At 71.8% G+C, this 15,430-nt stretch carries 15 protein-coding genes and 2 pseudogenes; 7 read left to right on the top strand and 10 right to left on the bottom strand.

Features of this window, described 5'->3' with window-relative positions; genetic code table 11:
- Positions 1–795: an ABC transporter permease gene (locus tag AMETH_RS32775; protein ID WP_017985414.1), complete on the bottom strand. Its 795-nt coding sequence runs from the start codon at positions 793–795 to the stop codon at positions 1–3.
- Positions 792–1,757: a daunorubicin resistance protein DrrA family ABC transporter ATP-binding protein gene (locus AMETH_RS32770; protein WP_017985413.1), complete on the bottom strand. Its 966-nt coding sequence runs from the start codon at positions 1,755–1,757 to the stop codon at positions 792–794. The genes AMETH_RS32775 and AMETH_RS32770 overlap by 4 nt, the downstream gene beginning before the upstream one ends.
- Positions 1,758–1,861: 104 nt before the next feature.
- Here AMETH_RS32770 and AMETH_RS32765 point away from each other — a divergent pair, with 104 nt between their 5' ends.
- Positions 1,862–2,779, top strand: coding sequence for an endonuclease/exonuclease/phosphatase family protein (locus AMETH_RS32765; protein ID WP_017985412.1), 918 nt, complete (start codon positions 1,862–1,864; stop codon positions 2,777–2,779).
- Here AMETH_RS32765 and AMETH_RS32760 read toward each other — a convergent pair.
- Positions 2,766–3,632 carry a LysR family transcriptional regulator gene (locus AMETH_RS32760; RefSeq protein WP_017985411.1) on the bottom strand — a complete coding sequence of 289 codons (867 nt, stop codon included), beginning with the start codon at positions 3,630–3,632 and terminating at the stop codon, positions 2,766–2,768. The two genes, AMETH_RS32765 and AMETH_RS32760, sit on opposite strands and share 14 nt — an antisense overlap.
- An 86-nt stretch (positions 3,633–3,718) precedes the next feature.
- On the opposite strand from AMETH_RS32760, the gene AMETH_RS32755 reads away from it, so the two are divergent.
- Complete coding sequence (locus tag AMETH_RS32755; protein ID WP_017985410.1) at positions 3,719–4,552, top strand: SDR family NAD(P)-dependent oxidoreductase; 834 nt, start codon at positions 3,719–3,721, stop codon at positions 4,550–4,552.
- Between the two features lie 218 nt (positions 4,553–4,770).
- Here the strand turns inward: AMETH_RS32755 and AMETH_RS32750 are convergent.
- The 3 genes and pseudogenes from AMETH_RS32750 to AMETH_RS32740 all read right to left on the bottom strand — a co-directional run.
- Positions 4,771–5,910 (bottom strand): annotated as a pseudogene (locus AMETH_RS32750) (FAD-dependent monooxygenase); the annotation flags it as partial.
- Positions 5,911–5,957: 47 nt separating this feature from the next.
- On the bottom strand, positions 5,958–6,767 hold the full coding sequence (locus AMETH_RS32745; protein ID WP_017985408.1) for an SIR2 family NAD-dependent protein deacylase: 810 nt from the start codon (positions 6,765–6,767) through the stop codon (positions 5,958–5,960).
- A complete protein-coding gene (locus tag AMETH_RS32740) occupies positions 6,767–7,063 on the bottom strand; it encodes an antibiotic biosynthesis monooxygenase family protein (protein ID WP_017985407.1) in 297 nt (98 codons plus the stop codon). Before AMETH_RS32740 ends, AMETH_RS32745 begins: the two co-directional genes overlap by 1 nt.
- Before the next feature lie 41 nt (positions 7,064–7,104).
- Here AMETH_RS32740 and AMETH_RS32735 point away from each other — a divergent pair, with 41 nt between their 5' ends.
- Both AMETH_RS32735 and AMETH_RS32730 read left to right on the top strand, forming a co-directional pair.
- Positions 7,105–8,508, top strand: a complete 1,404-nt coding sequence (locus AMETH_RS32735) for an AAA family ATPase (RefSeq protein WP_017985406.1) — start codon at positions 7,105–7,107, stop codon at positions 8,506–8,508.
- A 4-nt stretch (positions 8,509–8,512) separates the two neighbouring features.
- Positions 8,513–9,271: an alpha/beta fold hydrolase gene (locus AMETH_RS32730; protein WP_017985405.1), complete on the top strand. Its 759-nt coding sequence runs from the start codon at positions 8,513–8,515 to the stop codon at positions 9,269–9,271.
- Between the two features lie 7 nt (positions 9,272–9,278).
- Here the strand turns inward: AMETH_RS32730 and AMETH_RS32725 are convergent.
- Positions 9,279–10,111: pseudogene (locus AMETH_RS32725) on the bottom strand (helix-turn-helix transcriptional regulator).
- 117 nt (positions 10,112–10,228) lie between these two features.
- Between AMETH_RS32725 and AMETH_RS32720 the strand changes: the two are divergent.
- Positions 10,229–10,954 (top strand): aldo/keto reductase, encoded by a 726-nt coding sequence (locus AMETH_RS32720; protein ID WP_323806971.1) that lies wholly within the window; start codon positions 10,229–10,231, stop codon positions 10,952–10,954.
- Positions 10,955–10,975: 21 nt separating this feature from the next.
- Here the strand turns inward: AMETH_RS32720 and AMETH_RS32715 are convergent, their stop codons facing one another.
- From AMETH_RS32715 to AMETH_RS32705, 3 genes are all read right to left on the bottom strand, one after another.
- A complete protein-coding gene (locus AMETH_RS32715) occupies positions 10,976–11,854 on the bottom strand; it encodes an HhH-GPD family protein (protein ID WP_017985404.1) in 879 nt (292 codons plus the stop codon).
- Positions 11,855–11,863: 9 nt separating this feature from the next.
- Complete coding sequence (locus tag AMETH_RS32710) at positions 11,864–12,361, bottom strand: beta-class carbonic anhydrase (RefSeq protein WP_017985403.1); 498 nt, start codon at positions 12,359–12,361, stop codon at positions 11,864–11,866.
- A gap of 67 nt (positions 12,362–12,428) precedes the next feature.
- A complete protein-coding gene (locus AMETH_RS32705; RefSeq protein ID WP_026153581.1) occupies positions 12,429–13,529 on the bottom strand; it encodes a LacI family DNA-binding transcriptional regulator in 1,101 nt (366 codons plus the stop codon).
- A 196-nt stretch (positions 13,530–13,725) separates the two neighbouring features.
- Here AMETH_RS32705 and AMETH_RS32700 point away from each other — a divergent pair, with 196 nt between their 5' ends.
- Complete coding sequence (locus AMETH_RS32700; protein ID WP_017985401.1) at positions 13,726–14,619, top strand: metal ABC transporter solute-binding protein, Zn/Mn family; 894 nt, start codon at positions 13,726–13,728, stop codon at positions 14,617–14,619.
- A complete protein-coding gene (locus AMETH_RS32695; protein WP_017985400.1) occupies positions 14,616–15,410 on the top strand; it encodes a metal ABC transporter ATP-binding protein in 795 nt (264 codons plus the stop codon). Before AMETH_RS32700 ends, AMETH_RS32695 begins: the two co-directional genes overlap by 4 nt.
- Positions 15,411–15,430 lie beyond the last annotated feature (20 nt).

The following is a 15,430-nucleotide window of genomic DNA, read 5'->3' as shown; positions in this document are numbered from 1 at the left end:
TCACGCCACCCGCCGCCGGTAGGCGCGCATCGCCAGCGGGAAGAACACCGCGACGATCCCCGCCATCCAGGCGAGCGCGCCCAGCAGTGGCCCGGCGACCGGGCCGCCGTTCAGCAGGCCCCGCATGGCCTCGGTCAGCAAGCTCACCGGGCTGATGTCCGACCACGCGCGCAGCCAGCCGGGCATCGTGTCGGACGGGACGAACACGTTGCTGCCGAAGGTGATCGGCATCATGACCGCCACCATCACGCCCTGCACCGCGCCCGGGCTGCGCATGAGCATCCCGACGAACACCGCGATCCAGCAGAAGCACAGCCCGGCCAGCAGCATCAGCGCGACGCCGACCACCAGCGAACCCGGATCGGTGTGCAGCCGGTAGCCCATGATCGTGCCTGCGACCAGCAGCACCGCCAGCGCCACCGCGTACCGCACGACGTCCGACACCACCGCGCCGATCAGCGGCGCGGACCGGGCGATCGGCATGCTGCGGAACCGGTCGAACACGCCCTTCGTGACGTCGGTGTTGAGCGAGGTGCCGGTGGCCATGCTCGCGAACACCGTGTTCTGGACCATCAGCCCGGGCACCAGCACCTGCAGGTAGGCGCTCGTGCTGCCGGCGATCGCGCCGCCGAACAGGTACCCGAACATGAGCAGGAACAGGATCGGTTGCAGCGTGACGTCGGCCAGCTGCTCCGGGTTCTTGCGGATCTTCAGCACGCCCCGCCAGGCGAGGGTGAACCCGTCCTGCAGGGCCTTGCCCGGGCTGATACGCCGGGGCAGTTCGAGCACGGTCACACCAGGCTCCCTTCCCGTGTGGTTTCCTCGGCCGGCTTCCCGGTCAGCGCCAGGAAGACCTCGTCGAGGCTGGGCAGGCGCAGCGCCAGCTCATCGGCCGTGATTCCGGCTTCGTCCAGTTTCCGGACCAAAGTGGACATCAGAACCGGATCGCCGACCGGTGCCGTCAGCAGGCCGACATCGGTGTCGCGGGCGGGCTCGATGCCCGTCAGGTCGGTCAGGATCCGCGCCACCGCTTCGAAATCGGCTCGCGAGGTCGGCCGGACCTGCACGGTCTGCCCGCCCACGCGGCGTTTCAGCTCGTCCGGGCGGCCCTCCGCGACGACCCGCCCGTGGTCGATTACCGTGATGGTGTCGGCGAGCTGGTCGGCCTCGTCGAGGTACTGCGTGGTCAGCAGCACGGTCGCGCCGTCGTCGACGAGCCGCCGCACGACCTGCCACACCTCGTTGCGTGCGTGCGGGTCCAGCCCGGTGGTCGGCTCGTCGAGGTAGAGCAGTTTGGGGCGGCCAACCAGGCTCGCGGCCAGGTCGAGCCGGCGTCGCATGCCGCCCGAGTACGTCTTCGCGGCGCGCCCGGCGGCGTCGGACAGCTCGAACTGCTCCAGCAACTCCGCCGCGCGCGCCCGAGCGTCGGCCCGGCTCAGCCCAAGCAGACGGCCCAGCAGCACCAGGTTCTCGGTGCCGGACAGGTCCTCGTCCACCGACGCGTACTGGCCGGTCAGCCCGATCAGGCCGCGCACCCGGACCGCGTCGCGCACGACGTCGTAGCCCCCGACCGTCGCGCGTCCGGCGTCCGGCCGCAGCAGCGTCGCCAGGATCCGCACCGTGGTGGTCTTCCCGGCGCCGTTCGGGCCGAGCACGCCGACCACCTTGCCGGTCGGCACCTCCAGGTCGACCCCGTTGAGCGCGGTGGTGCCGCCGAACCGTTTCACCAGGCCCTCAGCCTGGATCGCCAAGGTCATGAAATCCTCCTCCTGTGTCGGAACCGACTCTTCCGGGGGAACCTGACAGCGCGCGCACAGGCGACTGTCAGCCGCCGCCCAGACGTGACAGGAAGACTGGGCGCGTGGTCTTCTTCGCCGTCCTCGCCGCGGTCTTCGTGGTGTTCGCGGCGATGCGCCTGCTCGGCGTCGACGGCGGGCGGCTGACCGCGTCGCTGATCGCGCTGACGCCGTACTGGATCGTCTGTGGCCTGCTGCTGGCCGCGCTCACCCTCGCGCTCCGGCACTGGTGGATCGGCGGGACCGTGCTGGTGCTCGCCCTCGTGCTGGGCGGGGTGGTGGTGCCGCGCGCCTTCTCCTCGGCGCAGCCGCAGGTGCACGGGCGGACGCTGCACGTGATGTCGTCGAACATGTATTACGGCGAGGCCGACCCGCAGACCATCGTGCGGCTGGTGCGGGAGAACCAGGTCGACGTGCTGAACCTGCTGGAGCTGACGCCGCAGGCGGTGTCCGCGCTGGAGGCGGCCGGGCTGTTCGAGCTGCTGCCGCACCGGGTGCTGGAACCGGCCCGGCGTGGCGCCGGGTCGGGGCTGGTGTCGCGCTACCCGGTCACCCAGCTGTCACTGGCCGGACCGTCCGGGTTCGCCCAGCCGAGCGCGCGACTGGACCTCGGCGGCGGCGTGTCCGTTGAGGTCGTGGCGGCGCACCCGACGGCGCCGGTCGCCGACGCCGGGACGTGGAAGTCGGAGATCGCGGGGCTGCCGCACCCCGACCCGGACGGACCGGTGCGCATCCTGGCCGGCGACTTCAACGCCACCCTCGACCACGGCACGCTGCGGGATCTGATCGCCACCGGCTACACCGACGCCGGCGACGCCACGGGCGAGGGCTTCACGTCGACCTGGCCGTCGAAACTGCTGCCGCCCCCGGTCGCGATCGACCACGTCCTGGTCGACCAGCGCGCCGCGGTGACCGCCTACCGCGTGTTCCCGATGCCGAACTCCGACCACAAGGCCGTGTTCGCCGCGATCACGCTCCCGTGAGCTGCGCGTGCCGGACGAACCGCGCGATGTCCGGGGACGTGGCGGTGGCCGCCCAGACGACGTGCAGCTCGCTGGGTGACAGGCCGTGCACCGGCACCACGGCGATCCCGGTGAGCGGCAGCTCCGGCAGCAGCGTCCTGGGCACGAAACCGACCGCTTGGCCGAGCCGGACCGCGCTCGCGAACTCCGCGCCGCTGCGCACCAGCGGCCCCGGCCGCCAGTCGTAGGGGATCCGGTCGGTGCCGGTCCAGTGCGCCGTCTCGGCAGCCGGCATGCCGGCCCACCGCGGGAACGTCGCACCGTCCAGCTCGGCTCGCTCGATCGACTCCCGGCAGGCCAGCGGGTGCGACCGCGGCAGCAGGGCGACCCGCTCGTCGATCCGCACCGGATCGCTGTCCAGGCCGCGGCTCTCGAACGGGACGCGCAGCAGACCCACGTCGGCCGTGCCCGTGCGCAGTTCGTCCGCCTGGACCTGCCAGTCGGCCACGGTCGCGACGGCCCGCGGTTCGTGTTGCTCGTTGTAGGAATCGACCAGGCCCTGGAGCGTGGCGACGTCGCAGGCGCGTGCGGTCACCCGCAGCTGCGGCCCCTCCTGCCCGAACCGGGCCACCCTGGCGATCGCCGCCCGCGCGTGCTCGTCGATGCCGCGCGCGTCCTCGGCGAGCATCCGCCCCGCCGCGGTGAGCTCCGCGCCCTGGTGCCCGCGGGCGAACAACGCCGTCCCGACCCCGTCCTCGAGCGCCCGGATCGCCCGCGACAACGCCGGCTGCGTCATGCCGAGGCGTTGCGCGGCAGCGGTGAACGTGCCCTCGGTGGCAACCGCCAGGAAATACCGCAGGTGCTTCAGTTCCACTCCGACAGGCTGCCATGCCGGGCGGGCATGGGCCCATGTCCGCGCGGCTTTGGACGGATTCCCGCCACTGCGCTGAGCTGAACGGCATGACACAGAAGGCAATCGTGACCGCGGGCACCGGGGGACTCGGCTTCGAGGTGGCCCGGCAGCTGGCTCGGCTGGACCACGACGTGGTGATCGTCGGACGCGACCCGGAACGCGGCGTGGCCGCCGCGCGGACCATCGGCGGCCGGTTCGTCCAGGCCGACCTCTCGGTGCTGGCGGAGGTACGTGCGCTCGGCGAGCGGCTCGCCGCGGCGGGTCCGTGGCAGCTGCTGGTGAACAACGTGGGCGGCATGTGGTCGGAGCGCTGGGAGACGGCCGAGGGCATCGAAGCGAGCTTCGCGGTGAACCACCTCTCGCCGCTGGTGCTGACCGAAGCGCTGCTGGACTCGCTGCGCGCAGGCCGTCCGAGCCGGATCGTCGATGTCACGTCGTCGTCCATCCAGGCCGCCCTGACGCTGGGCACCCCGTCGTACGCGGAGGTCGAGCCCGGCGAGTACTACGGCATGGCGGTGTCCGGGCGGGCGAAGCTCGCGCACCTGGCCTACAACCGGGAACTGGCCGAGCGGTTGCGGGGCAGCGGGATCGCGGTGTTCGCGGCGGACCCCGGCGCGGCGGCGACCCCAAACGCGGCCGAGATGACCCCCGAGATCCTGCCACCGGCGCTGCGCCCGATGTGGGAGCAGATCCTGGAGGGCGTGCAGCGACCGGCGTCGGAGGCGGCGCGGTCCATCGTGTTCGCGGCCACCGACCCGTCGCTGGACACGGGACTGGTGATCGGCCCGGACCGCACGCCGTCGGAGGACCTGACCGCCGCGCTCACCGACGAACTGGTGGCCGCCGCCCGCGACCTGACCGAGCGGGTCCTGAAGCAGTAGCGCGCGTACCGGATCCGGCCGCTCGGGGGGCGTGACGGCCGGATCCGGTATGCCGGACGACTGCGAGGAGCACGGTGGCAGCCGTGCGGCCGCAGCCGTCTGGTTAGAGGGGGAGACGACTCCGACGGGACGCGTGGAACCCTCGTGTTCACCGGATCGAGTGGCGCTGGTCAGTAGTCCTTGACCGCGTAGGAAGCCACGACCTGCGCGAACTCCTCCACACCCGTTTGGACCAGGACCTCGGCCGCCAAGCTCGCGTCCGCCGCCTGACCGGCCTGGGCCCGGCGTTCCCGCAGGTTCACGACCGCCATCTCCTGGTTCGCGCGGGCGTAGTCCCGCAGTTCCTTCTCGTACGCCGCGAACGCCGCCCGGTGGTCGCCGCCGGCCGCGGCCAGTTCGCCGGCCAGCACGGACGCCCCGATCAGCGCCAGGCTAGTGCCCTGCCCGGACAACGGCGAGCCGCAGTACCCGGCGTCGCCGAGCAGCACGACCCGGCCCCGCGACCACGAGTCCAGGAGGATCTGGGCCGCGGAGTCGAAGTGGAAGTCCGCGGCCGCTCGCGCGTGCTCCACCAGCCGCGGCATCACCCAGCTGTCGCCGGCCAGCGCGTGGGCCACGATCTCCTTCTGGCCTTCGACGTCGCGGTGGTCGTAGTCCACCGGCTCCGCCGAGCCGAACATCAGGTACGCGCGAGCTTCGGTGTTGTCCCGCGCGCTCATCACCATCGCGCCACGCATGTCGCCGTCCGGCATCTGGTGCATGACCTGCCAGTTGTCCAGTCCGAGGAAGTTCGGGACCGTGCAGACGGCCATGTTCACGCCGAGGTGCCGGATGAACCGTTCGGTGGGGCCGAAGACCAGGCGGCGGGTGTTTGAGCGCAGCCCGTCCGCGCCGACCACCAGGTCGAAGGTGCGTGCCCGCCCGGACTCGAACACCACGCGGACCTCGTCGTCGTCCTGGTCCAGCCCGGCGATCGAGTCGCCGAACAGGAACTCGACGTCGCCGCCCACGGAGCCGGTGATGATCCGGGCGAGGTCGTCCCGCAGGATCTCGACGTCCGGGTTGTCCAGCTCGCCGCCGCTGACCGTGCGTTCGGTGGTGCGGTAGACCTCGGCGCCGGTGGCGTCCACGACCGACATCCCGCGCATGCGGGTGCTGTGCGCGCGAAGCTGGTCGAGGATGCCCATGCGCTCGGCGACGTCCAAGGCCGGGCCGCGGACGTCGACCGCCTGCCCGCCGGGCCGCGGACCGGGCGCCCGCTCCACCACGGTGACGCTGAAGCCGTAGCGGGTGAGCCAGTGGGCGAGGGCGGGGCCGGCGATGCTGGCGCCGGAGATGAGGACCTTGGTGTTGTTCATGCCGCCACGCTGCCGGGCGCCGCTTACCGCTCGCTGACGGGAAGCTGTCAGCCGGCGAGCAACGCGGTCAGCGCGGGCAGCGCGGCACGGGGGACGGAGACGCCGCGGCCGTGCCGGACCTCCGGCTCCCGCGGGTTGATGCGGATCAGCGCGCCGGTCGCGGCGGAGGCCAGCTCGGCGTACCGGCGCACGGTCGGCACCGCGCGTCCGGCGCCGATCTCGACCACGACGGCGTTCCGGTTCGCGCGCCGCCACTCCCCGAGCGCGCGCGTCTGGGCGTCGGTGCGGGACGGCAGCCAGTCGAAGTCGCCGAACATCATGATGTTCGGCCGGGCCAGGCCGCCGCAGTTCGGGCAGGACGGCAGCGGCGGGCGGGCGCGCATCGTCGATTCGTCGATGTCGAGGGAGAAGTCCGCGGGCCAGATGTCCGGGCCGCAGGGCACCGCGCACTGCAGATGGTGGATCGACCCGTGCGCCTCGGCGACCAGCTCGAACCCGGCGCGCTGGAACTGGCCGTCCACATTGGACGTGAACACCGCGACGCCGCCGGGCAGGCCGCGACCGTGCCGCAGCAGCAGACCGAACCCGGCGTGCGGTTCGGTGCGCCGGTACATCTCCAGCCGGTGGCCGTAGAAGCCCCACGCCAGCTCAGGATCCTCGGCGAAGTGGCGCGGGTCGGCGATCTCGGCGAAGCTCAGCCCGAGCCGCGCGTACGGCGGATAGGCCCGCCAGAACCCCTCGTGCCCGCGGAAGTCCGGCAGCCCGGAGTCGACGCCCATGCCGGCGCCCGCGCACACGAGGAGCGCGGAGGCGCCGGCGAGCATCTCGGCGGCCTCGGACAGGCCGTCGTCGGTCATCAGTCGAGCGGAACGACCTCGAACTCCAGCAGGTTCGCCCCGCTGGCCACCGGCCGCGAGCTCTGGCCCGCGTGCGCCTCCTTGGCCGGGCCGCTCGCCCACGCCTGGTATGCCTCCTCGGACTCCCACTTCGTGTAGACGAAGTAGCGGTTGTCGCCGGCGACCGGGCGCAGCAGCTCGAAGCCGAGAAAGCCGGGCTGCCCGTCCACCGAGTGGGCCCGGTTCGCGAACCGCTTCTCCAATTCGGGGCCCGCGCCCTCGGGAACCTCGATCGCATTGATCTTCACGACTGCCATGCCCTCAGCCTACCCAGCCCGAATCGCTATGCTGGGACGTAATGGGGATCACAGGGGAAGATCGCAAGCTGGCCCGGGGGCTCGCCGGGGACCTGCGGAAACTCGTCCAGACGGCCGCGCTCGTGGTCGACGAGGACAACCCGGCCGAGGAGCTCATCAGCCGGATCACCGGGCACCTCGGCGTCGGGTTCCGGCAGATCGTGCTGGTGGGCCAGGACTTCCCGCCGTGGGAGCACGCCAACGTGCACCGCGGCGTCGAGGCCTACCTCGCCGAACGCGGTGGCGAGCCGGAGTGGTTCGGCGTCACCGGCGCGAACCGGGGGCACGAGGAACTGACCGGGATGCTGTCGTCCGCGCGGCGGGACGGCGCCTTCGAACTGGGCGCGGTCGACATGGCGACCGTCGCGATCGGACCGGAGGCGACCGAGGAGGTCGTGCAGTTCGGGCTGGTGCTGACGACGGCTCCGGACGGCGGACCGGTGGTCGTCGCGCTGCGCGGGCCGAACCCGCAGCACGGGCCGGCCGCGCTGTCCAAGGTCGAGGTGCTGGCAGGTGACCGCGCGGCGGCAGGCGCGGCACGCGACCGCATCGAGCAGCTCGCCCGCGAGCACGACGTGCTGCGCGGCCAGGTGCTCGCCTTCGGCAGCAGCGAGTACCGGGGCAACGAGCTGCTGACGTTCCTGCCACGGCCGGCACTGACCGCCGAGCAGGTCGTGCTGCCCGAGGGGGTGCTGCCCGCGATCGAGGACCACATCGTCGGCATCGCCGAGCACGCCGACCGGTTGCGCGCCGCGGGCCAGCACCTCAAGCGGGGCCTGCTGCTGCACGGTCCGCCGGGTACCGGCAAGACCCACACCGTGCGGTACCTGCTGAGCCGCCTGTCCGGCAGCACGGTGATCATCCTCACCGGCGCGGCGATGCGGTTCATCAGCAAGGCCGCCGAGCTGGCCCGGCGGTTGCAGCCGTCGATCCTGGTGGTCGAGGACGTCGACCTGGTCGCCGAGGACCGCACCATGCCCGGCGCGGGCGGCTCGCTGCTGTTCACCCTGCTCGACGCCATGGACGGGATCGGCGCGGACGCGGACGTCACGTTCGTGCTGACCACCAACCGGCCGGAGGCGCTGGAGGCCGCGCTGCGCGACCGGCCGGGCCGGGTCGACCTGGCCGTGGAGATCCCGCGGCCGGACGCCGAGGGGCGGCGCAAGCTGTTCGAGCTGTACGCGCGCGAGGTGGAGCTGGTGGCGGACCTCGAACCGGTGATCGCCGAGACCGAGGGCGTCACCGCGTCCTACGTCAAGGAGCTGCTGCGCCGCGCGGTGCTGCACGAGATGCGCGACGGCGCGGACGGCGAGCGGATCCGGGTCGGCGACAAGGCGCTCACGACAGCGCTGCGGGGCATGCAGGAATCGCGGAACTCGCTCACCCGGTCGCTGCTGGGAAGCTGATTCAATGGGCGCCGTGAGCGTCGTGGACTTCGGCGGCGACGGCCGTCCGGTCGTGTTGCTGCACGGGCTGATGGGCCGGGCGCGCACGTGGTGGCGGGTGGCCCAGTGGCTGCGCCGGTACGGGCACGTCGTGGGCCTCGACGCCCGCGGGCACGGGCGCGGGCCGCGGGGCGGGCCGTGGACGACGGAACAGTTCGTCGCCGACGCCGCCGCGGTGGTGCGGTCGCTGGGCGAACCGGCCGTGGTGATCGGGCATTCGATGGGCGGCCTGCATGCCTGGTCGCTCGCGGCCGCCGAGCCGGAGCTCGTGCACGCCGTCGTGGTCGAGGACATGGCGCCGGACCAGCGCGGCAAGACGGTCGAGACGTGGCGCGGGTACTTCGAGTCGTGGCCGGTGCCGTTCCAGTCGCTCGCGCACGTGCGGGAGTTCTTCGGCGAGACGGGCGAGTACTTCACCGAATGCGTGGAGGAGCGCGCGGACGGCTACCACCTGATCGCCTCGCTCGACGACCTGTACGAGATCGCCGCCGAGTGGGGCAGGCGCGAGTACTGGTCCTCGGTGGAGGCCGTGAAGTGCCCGATGCTGATCGTGGAGGCCGAGCACACCCTCATGCCGCCCGGCCAGCAGGCGGAAATGGCGCGCCGCGCGCAGTCCGGGCGGCACCTCGTGGTCCCCGGCGCGGGCCACGTCGTGCACGACTCGCAACCCGACATCTACCGCGGCGCGGTGGAGGCGTTCCTCTCGGCCGTGCTGGGGCGGTAGGCGCGCGTCACAAGCGGCTCAAGCGTTCCAGCGCCGACCGGCTCTCGTCGTCCGCGGGACGGTAGATCACCAGCAGTTGTTCCGCGTCGCGAAGTGGCGGAGCGTTTCGAATTGCAGGGCGATGTCCCCGGCTTCGGGATGCCGCACCACCTTGTGGCCGCGGCCGTCGACCTTGACGTCCCGCTCCGCCCACCACCGCGCGAAGTCCGCGTCTCGCCTCGTGCATTCGGTGATCAGGTCCGTCAGCGCCCGGTCGTCCGGATGCTGCCGCCCAGGCCGCGCGCAGGTGGGCGATCCCCTCCCGCACAACGCGTTCGCGGTCGACGTAGAGCTCACGCGTCTTCGGGTGCAGCACGCACAACCACATCGCGTTGCGCTGCGACGGCGGGAGGGTGTCGAAAACGAGGAGGAGCTTCGCCATCTCGCCGTTCCAAGCCAGGATGTCGTAGCGGTGGTTCATCAGCATCGCGGGCAGCGGGGCGAGGTCCTCGACCAGCCGGGCCAGCTGCGGCGCGGCGGCGATGGCGGGTTCGCCGGCCTCGCGTGGGCGCTGCCGGGTCAGGTCGAACAGGTAGGTGCGCTCGTCGGGGGCCAGGCGCAGAGCCTGGGCCAGCGCGTCCACGACGTCCGCCGATGGTCGCAGCCCACGGGCCTGCTCCAGCCGCACGACGGAGTGACGCTGATCCCCGCCAGCTCGGCGACCTCTTCCCGGCGCAAGCCCGGGGTCCGCCGGGCCCGCCGCCTCGGCGGCAGGCCGACATCGCGTGGCTCCAGCCGTTCGCGGCGGTTGCGCAGGAACGTGGCCAGCTCCTGCGCGGGGTCCACGGCGCGAGTGATCACGGACAAATCCAACAGCCGGGGTAGGACGGTGTTCCCAGGAAACCGGTTCCCTTACCCCGGCTCGCCGTGCCCACAGACTCGTTCCACGGCAACGGATCACGAGCACTGGAGGACACGATGCCCCTCACCCTCGACACCTACCGCCTGCTGGGCCGCTCCGGCCTGCGGGTCTCGCCGCTGGCGCTGGGCACGGCGACCTTCGGCACGGAGTGGGGCTGGGGCGCGGAGCCGGACGACGTGCGCAAGTTGTTCGACACCTACGTCGGGCGCGGTGGCAACTTCATCGACACCGCGGGCACCTACACCGACGGCAGCTCCGAGCGCCTGCTGGGGGAATTCACCCGGGACAACCGGGAAAGCCTCGTGCTGGCGACGAAGTGCACGACGCTGAGCCGGCCCGGCAGGGCAAGGTCCTGCACGTGGCGATTTCCCACGTTCCGGCGTGGCTGGTCGGCGATCGTCGCGCTGCAGATCGAGTACAGCCTGGTGGAGCGCACCGGGGAACGCGACCTGATCCCGATGGCACGCGAGCTGGGCCTGGGGGTGGTCCCGTACTTACCGCTGGCGAGCCGGGTGCTGACCGGCAAGTACCGCCGCGACGACGGCTCCGGGGAGAGCACCCGCAGGAGCTTCAACGCCGATCTGGGCCTGGTCACCGAGCGCAACCTAGCCATCGCCGACGTGGTGCAGGAGGTCGCCGCGGAGCTGGAGTGCACCCCCCCGCGCAGGTCGCGCTCGCCTGGACGCTGCGGAACCCGGGTGTCACGGCGCCGATCATCGGCGCTCGGACCACCGCCCTGCTCGCCAGTGACCACATCGGGAAGGTCACCACGGGGGACCTGAAGATCGACAGCCGCCGCTGACCTACTTGTGTTCGCCCGGCAGCGCGAACCGGCCGTCCGCGGTCTGCTCCACCAGACCGTCCACCAGCAGCGAATCCAGGCAGCGGTCCCGTTGGCCGGTGTCCGGCCAGACCACGTCCAGGCTCGCCTTCCACACCGGTTCCGCGGTGCCCCGCAGGACGTCCAGCAGCAGGCCGCGCACGTGCCGGTCGGTGCCGGCGTACTTCTGCGTCGCCTTCGCGGGGCCGTTGTACGCCGGGCGGCCGGCCTTCTGCCAGGCGCAGTCCGCGTACACCGGGCAGTCCGCGCAACGCGGCGAACGCGCCGTGCACACCACCGCGCCCAGTTCCATCAACGCCGCCGAGAACCGCGCGGCGCGCGCCTCGTCCAGCGGCAGGATCGCCGACACGTCGGCCATGTCGCGCGTGTTCGACGGCGGCCCCGCGTCGCCCGCGCCGTGGACCGCCCTGGCCACCACGCGCCGCACGTTCGTGTCCACCACCGGCGCCCGCTTGCCGTACGCGAACGCCGCCACCGCCCGCGCCGTGTATGCCCCGATGCCGGGCAACGACAACAGGGTGTCCACATCGGACGGAACCACGTCACCGTGCTCGGTGGCGATGGCCGTGGCCGCCGCGTGCAGCCGCAGCGCCCGGCGCGGGTAGCCGAGCTTGCCCCACGCCCGCAGCACCTCGCCCTGGCTCGCCGCGGCAAGCGCCGACGGCACCGGCCACCGCGCGAGCCACTCGTGCCAGATCGGCTCGACCCGCGCGACCGGCGTCTGCTGCAGCATGATCTCGCTGACCAGCACACCCCAGGCCGTGCACTCCGGACGCCGCCACGGCAGGTCCCGGGCGCACGAGTCGAACCAGTCGATCAGCAGTTCGGAGTCGATGGGCACGCGCCCAGACTAGTTGTCCTGGATTTCGGTGACCTTACCGGTGAACACGTCGTAGACGAAGCCGCGCACCTTGTCCGTGTGCGGCAGGTACCGGCTGGTCCGCACGCGCCGCATCGACCGGCGCACGCTGTCCTCCACGTCCCGGAACGCCTCGACCGCCCACGTCGGACGGACGCCGCCCGCCTCTTCCAGCTCGTCCTTGAATTCGTCCTCGGTGACGGTCGACAGGCCGCAGCCCGTGTGCTGCATGATCAGTACCTCTTCGGTGCCGAGCTTGCGCTGCGACAGCGACAGCGACCGGACGACGTCGTCGGTGACCACTCCGCCGGCGTTGCGCAGGATGTGCGCCTCGCCCTGGATCAGGCCGAAGATCTCGAACACGCGGATGCGCGCGTCCATGCAGGTCAGGATCGCGATCTTCATCGACGGGCTGGCGGTGGAACGGTCGCCGAGCACGGGGTCGGTCAGTTGCGTGTTGCGCTGCAGCAGGGTGTCGATCGCGGTCAAGAATGCCTCCCGGGTTGTGTCCGGATTTCATTCCACCGGACCCATCAACCCCCCGCAATGAGAGAGATCACGGCCCGAACCAGTGCTGCTCCAGGGTGCGCGGCGGCGCGGACGTCGTGCCGATCCGCAGCTGCGTGTTGAGCGTGATGATCCGCGGCTTGACGTGGTCGCCGGAGGACAGCAGCAGCTTGCCGGCCGCGCGGCCCTTCTCCAGCACCGGCTGGTGCACCGTGGTCAGGCCGGCGCGCTCCGCCTCGGCGATGCCGTCGAACCCGGTCACCGTGAGGTCCGCGGGCACTCGCAGGCCGCGCCGGTTCGCCTCCGCCAGCGCGCCGAGCGCGAGGATGTCCGACGTGCAGATCAGGGCGGTCACCTGCGGGTGCGCGTCGAGCAGGTGCCGGGCCGCGGCGGCGCCGTCGTCCACGGTGTGTTCGAAGCGCTCCACGACCGGCACCGTCGACCAGTCGACCCCGACCTTCGCGAACGCCTTCGCCAGCGCCTCCAGCCGGGCGCGCTGCACGTGGAAGTGCGCGCTCTGCTGCCGGTCCAGGTAGGCGAACCCGTCGTTGCGGTCGCGTGCGAGCCGCATGCACAGCACGCCGATCTGCCGGTGGCCGAGCTGGATGATGTGTTCGGCGAGCGCGGTGACCGCCGAGGTGTCGTCCGGCCCCACCCGGTCGACGCCCTCGATGCGCGGCTGGTCGATGATCACCGTCGGCACCGGGCGGGCCAGCACGGCGCCCAGGTGCGGGTCGTCGTCCGGTACCGAGTAGACGACGAAACCGTCGACACCGGCGCGGTGCACCGCGGCTACGTCGTCCCGGCCGGGGCTGGCCGGCACCAGGTGCAGCCCGACACCGGCGTCCTCGCAGGCCAGCGCGAGGCCTTCGAGCACGCCGATCGCCGCGGGGTCGCGGAAGGCGTAGGACAGGTTCTCGGTGAGCAGCAGGCCGACGGCGCCCGCCTTGCGGGTGCGCAGCGACCGCGCCACCGGGTCGGGGCCGGGGTAGCCCAGGCGCCGGGCGGTCTCCAGTACCCGCTTGCGCAGTTCCGGCGACAGCTGGTCCGGACGGTTGTAGGCGTTGGACACGGTGGTCCGAGACACGCCGAGCTCCGCGGCGAGCGACGCCAACGTCGCCTGTCGCCTCATGCGCATAGGACGCCCCATGGGGGAACCGTAACGGTTCAGAACGGAGTCGTGAAGTCGAACGCCGTCCGTGCGGCGTGCGCCACTGCGCAACGTGACGTTCAGGCGGGGGCAACCGAGGCGGTGCGATCGTCACCCGTTCAGGTAAGGTGAACTCGAAAACCGTTTCCAATAGTTCCGACCATGCGTCCCACCTCGTACTTCAGGAGTGCTCGCGATGAGTTTCCCCCGCCTGATCGGTCTCGCGTCCGCCGCGACGGCCCTCGTACTCGGCCTCACCGCTTGTGGTGGGACTAACACCGCGAGCGACACCGGGGGCAAGATCAACGTCGTCGCGTCCACCAACGTCTGGGGCAGCGTGCTGTCCGCGGTCGGCGGCGACCAGGTGGCGGTCACCTCGATCATCGACGACCCGAGCGCCGACCCGCACTCCTACGAGACCACCCCCGAGGACGCCATCGCCGCGCAGAACGCGCAGCTGACCCTCGCTAACGGCGGCGGCTACGACGACTTCTTCGGCAAGCTCGCCGACCAGGCGGCGAACGCCCGCAAGCTCAACGCGTACGAGATCGGCGCGACCGGCGACGAGAACGAGCACGTCTGGTACAGCTTCGCCACCGTCGCCAAGGTGGCCGATCTGGTGGCCGCGCAGCTCGGCCAGATCAAGCCGGAGGCGGCGCAGACTTTCAGCACCAACGCGACGAACTTCAAGGCTCAGCTGGACCAGCTCACCAGCAAGGCCGGGCAGATCGGCGCCGGCCACCCGGACACCAAGGTCCTGGTCACCGAGCCCGTCGCGCACTACCTGATCCAGGCCGCCGGGGTCACCGACGCCACCCCGGAGGAGTTCTCCGAGGCCGTCGAGGAGGAGACCGACGTCCCGCCTGCCGCGCTGGCCGAGTTCAACTCGCTCATCACCGGCAAGCAGGTCAAGGCCCTGATCAACAACGAGCAGACCACCACTCCGGTCACCGAGCAGGTCGTCGGCGAGGCGAACCGAGCCGGCATCCCCGTGGTGGGCGTGACCGAGACGCTGCCCGCCGGGACGACGGACTACATTGCCTGGATGACCGGCGAAGTCGACGACCTGGCGAAGGCCCTGAACTCTTGAGCCCTGCGGTTGAGATCTCCGGCGCGACCCTCGCGTTCGGTGCGCGCACGCTGTGGTCCGGGCTGGACCTCTCGGTCGAGCCCGGCGAGTTCGTCGCCGTGCTCGGCCCGAACGGATCGGGCAAGACCAGCCTGCTGAAGGTGCTGCTCGGTCTGCAGCACCTCTCGCGCGGCAGCGTGCGCATCAACAGCGACCACCCGGTCGGGTACGTCCCGCAGCAGCGGGCGATGTCCGAAGCGCTCACGCTGCGTGGGGTCGACCTGGTCGGGCTGGGGCTCGACGGCCACCGGTGGGGCACCGGGCTGCGGGGTCTCGCCGAGCGACGGCGGCGGGTGTCCGCCGCCGTGGCCGCGGTCGGCGCCCAGTCCTACGCGAAGCAGCCGGTTGGCAAGCTTTCCGGTGGTGAACAGCAGCGGCTGCGGGTCGCGCAGGCGCTGGTCGGCGAGCCGGACGTGCTGCTGTGCGACGAGCCGCTGCTGTCGCTGGACCTCGCGCATCAGCGCGCGGTGAGCGAGCTGATCGATGTCCGCCGCCGCGAAGCCGGCACCGCGGTGCTGTTCGTGACCCACGAGATCAACCCGATCCTGCCCTATGTGGACCGGGTGCTGTACCTGGTCGACGGCCGGTTCCGGATCGGCCCGCCGGAGGTCGTGATGACCTCCGAGACGCTGTCCGAGCTGTACCGGGCCCGCGTGGAGGTGGTCCGCGTCGGCGGCCAGATCCACGTGGCCGGCGCGCGCAGCGCGGTCTGCGAGGACGAACCCCACCACCTGGACGAGCGCGTTTCGTGAGCACCGAAGGTTCCCGCTGA

This window comes from Amycolatopsis methanolica 239 (assembly GCF_000739085.1).
Lineage (GTDB): Bacteria > Actinomycetota > Actinomycetes > Mycobacteriales > Pseudonocardiaceae > Amycolatopsis_E > Amycolatopsis_E methanolica.
Note: the sequence above shows the minus strand (reverse complement) of the source record. Positions and strands in the feature narration are given on the sequence as shown.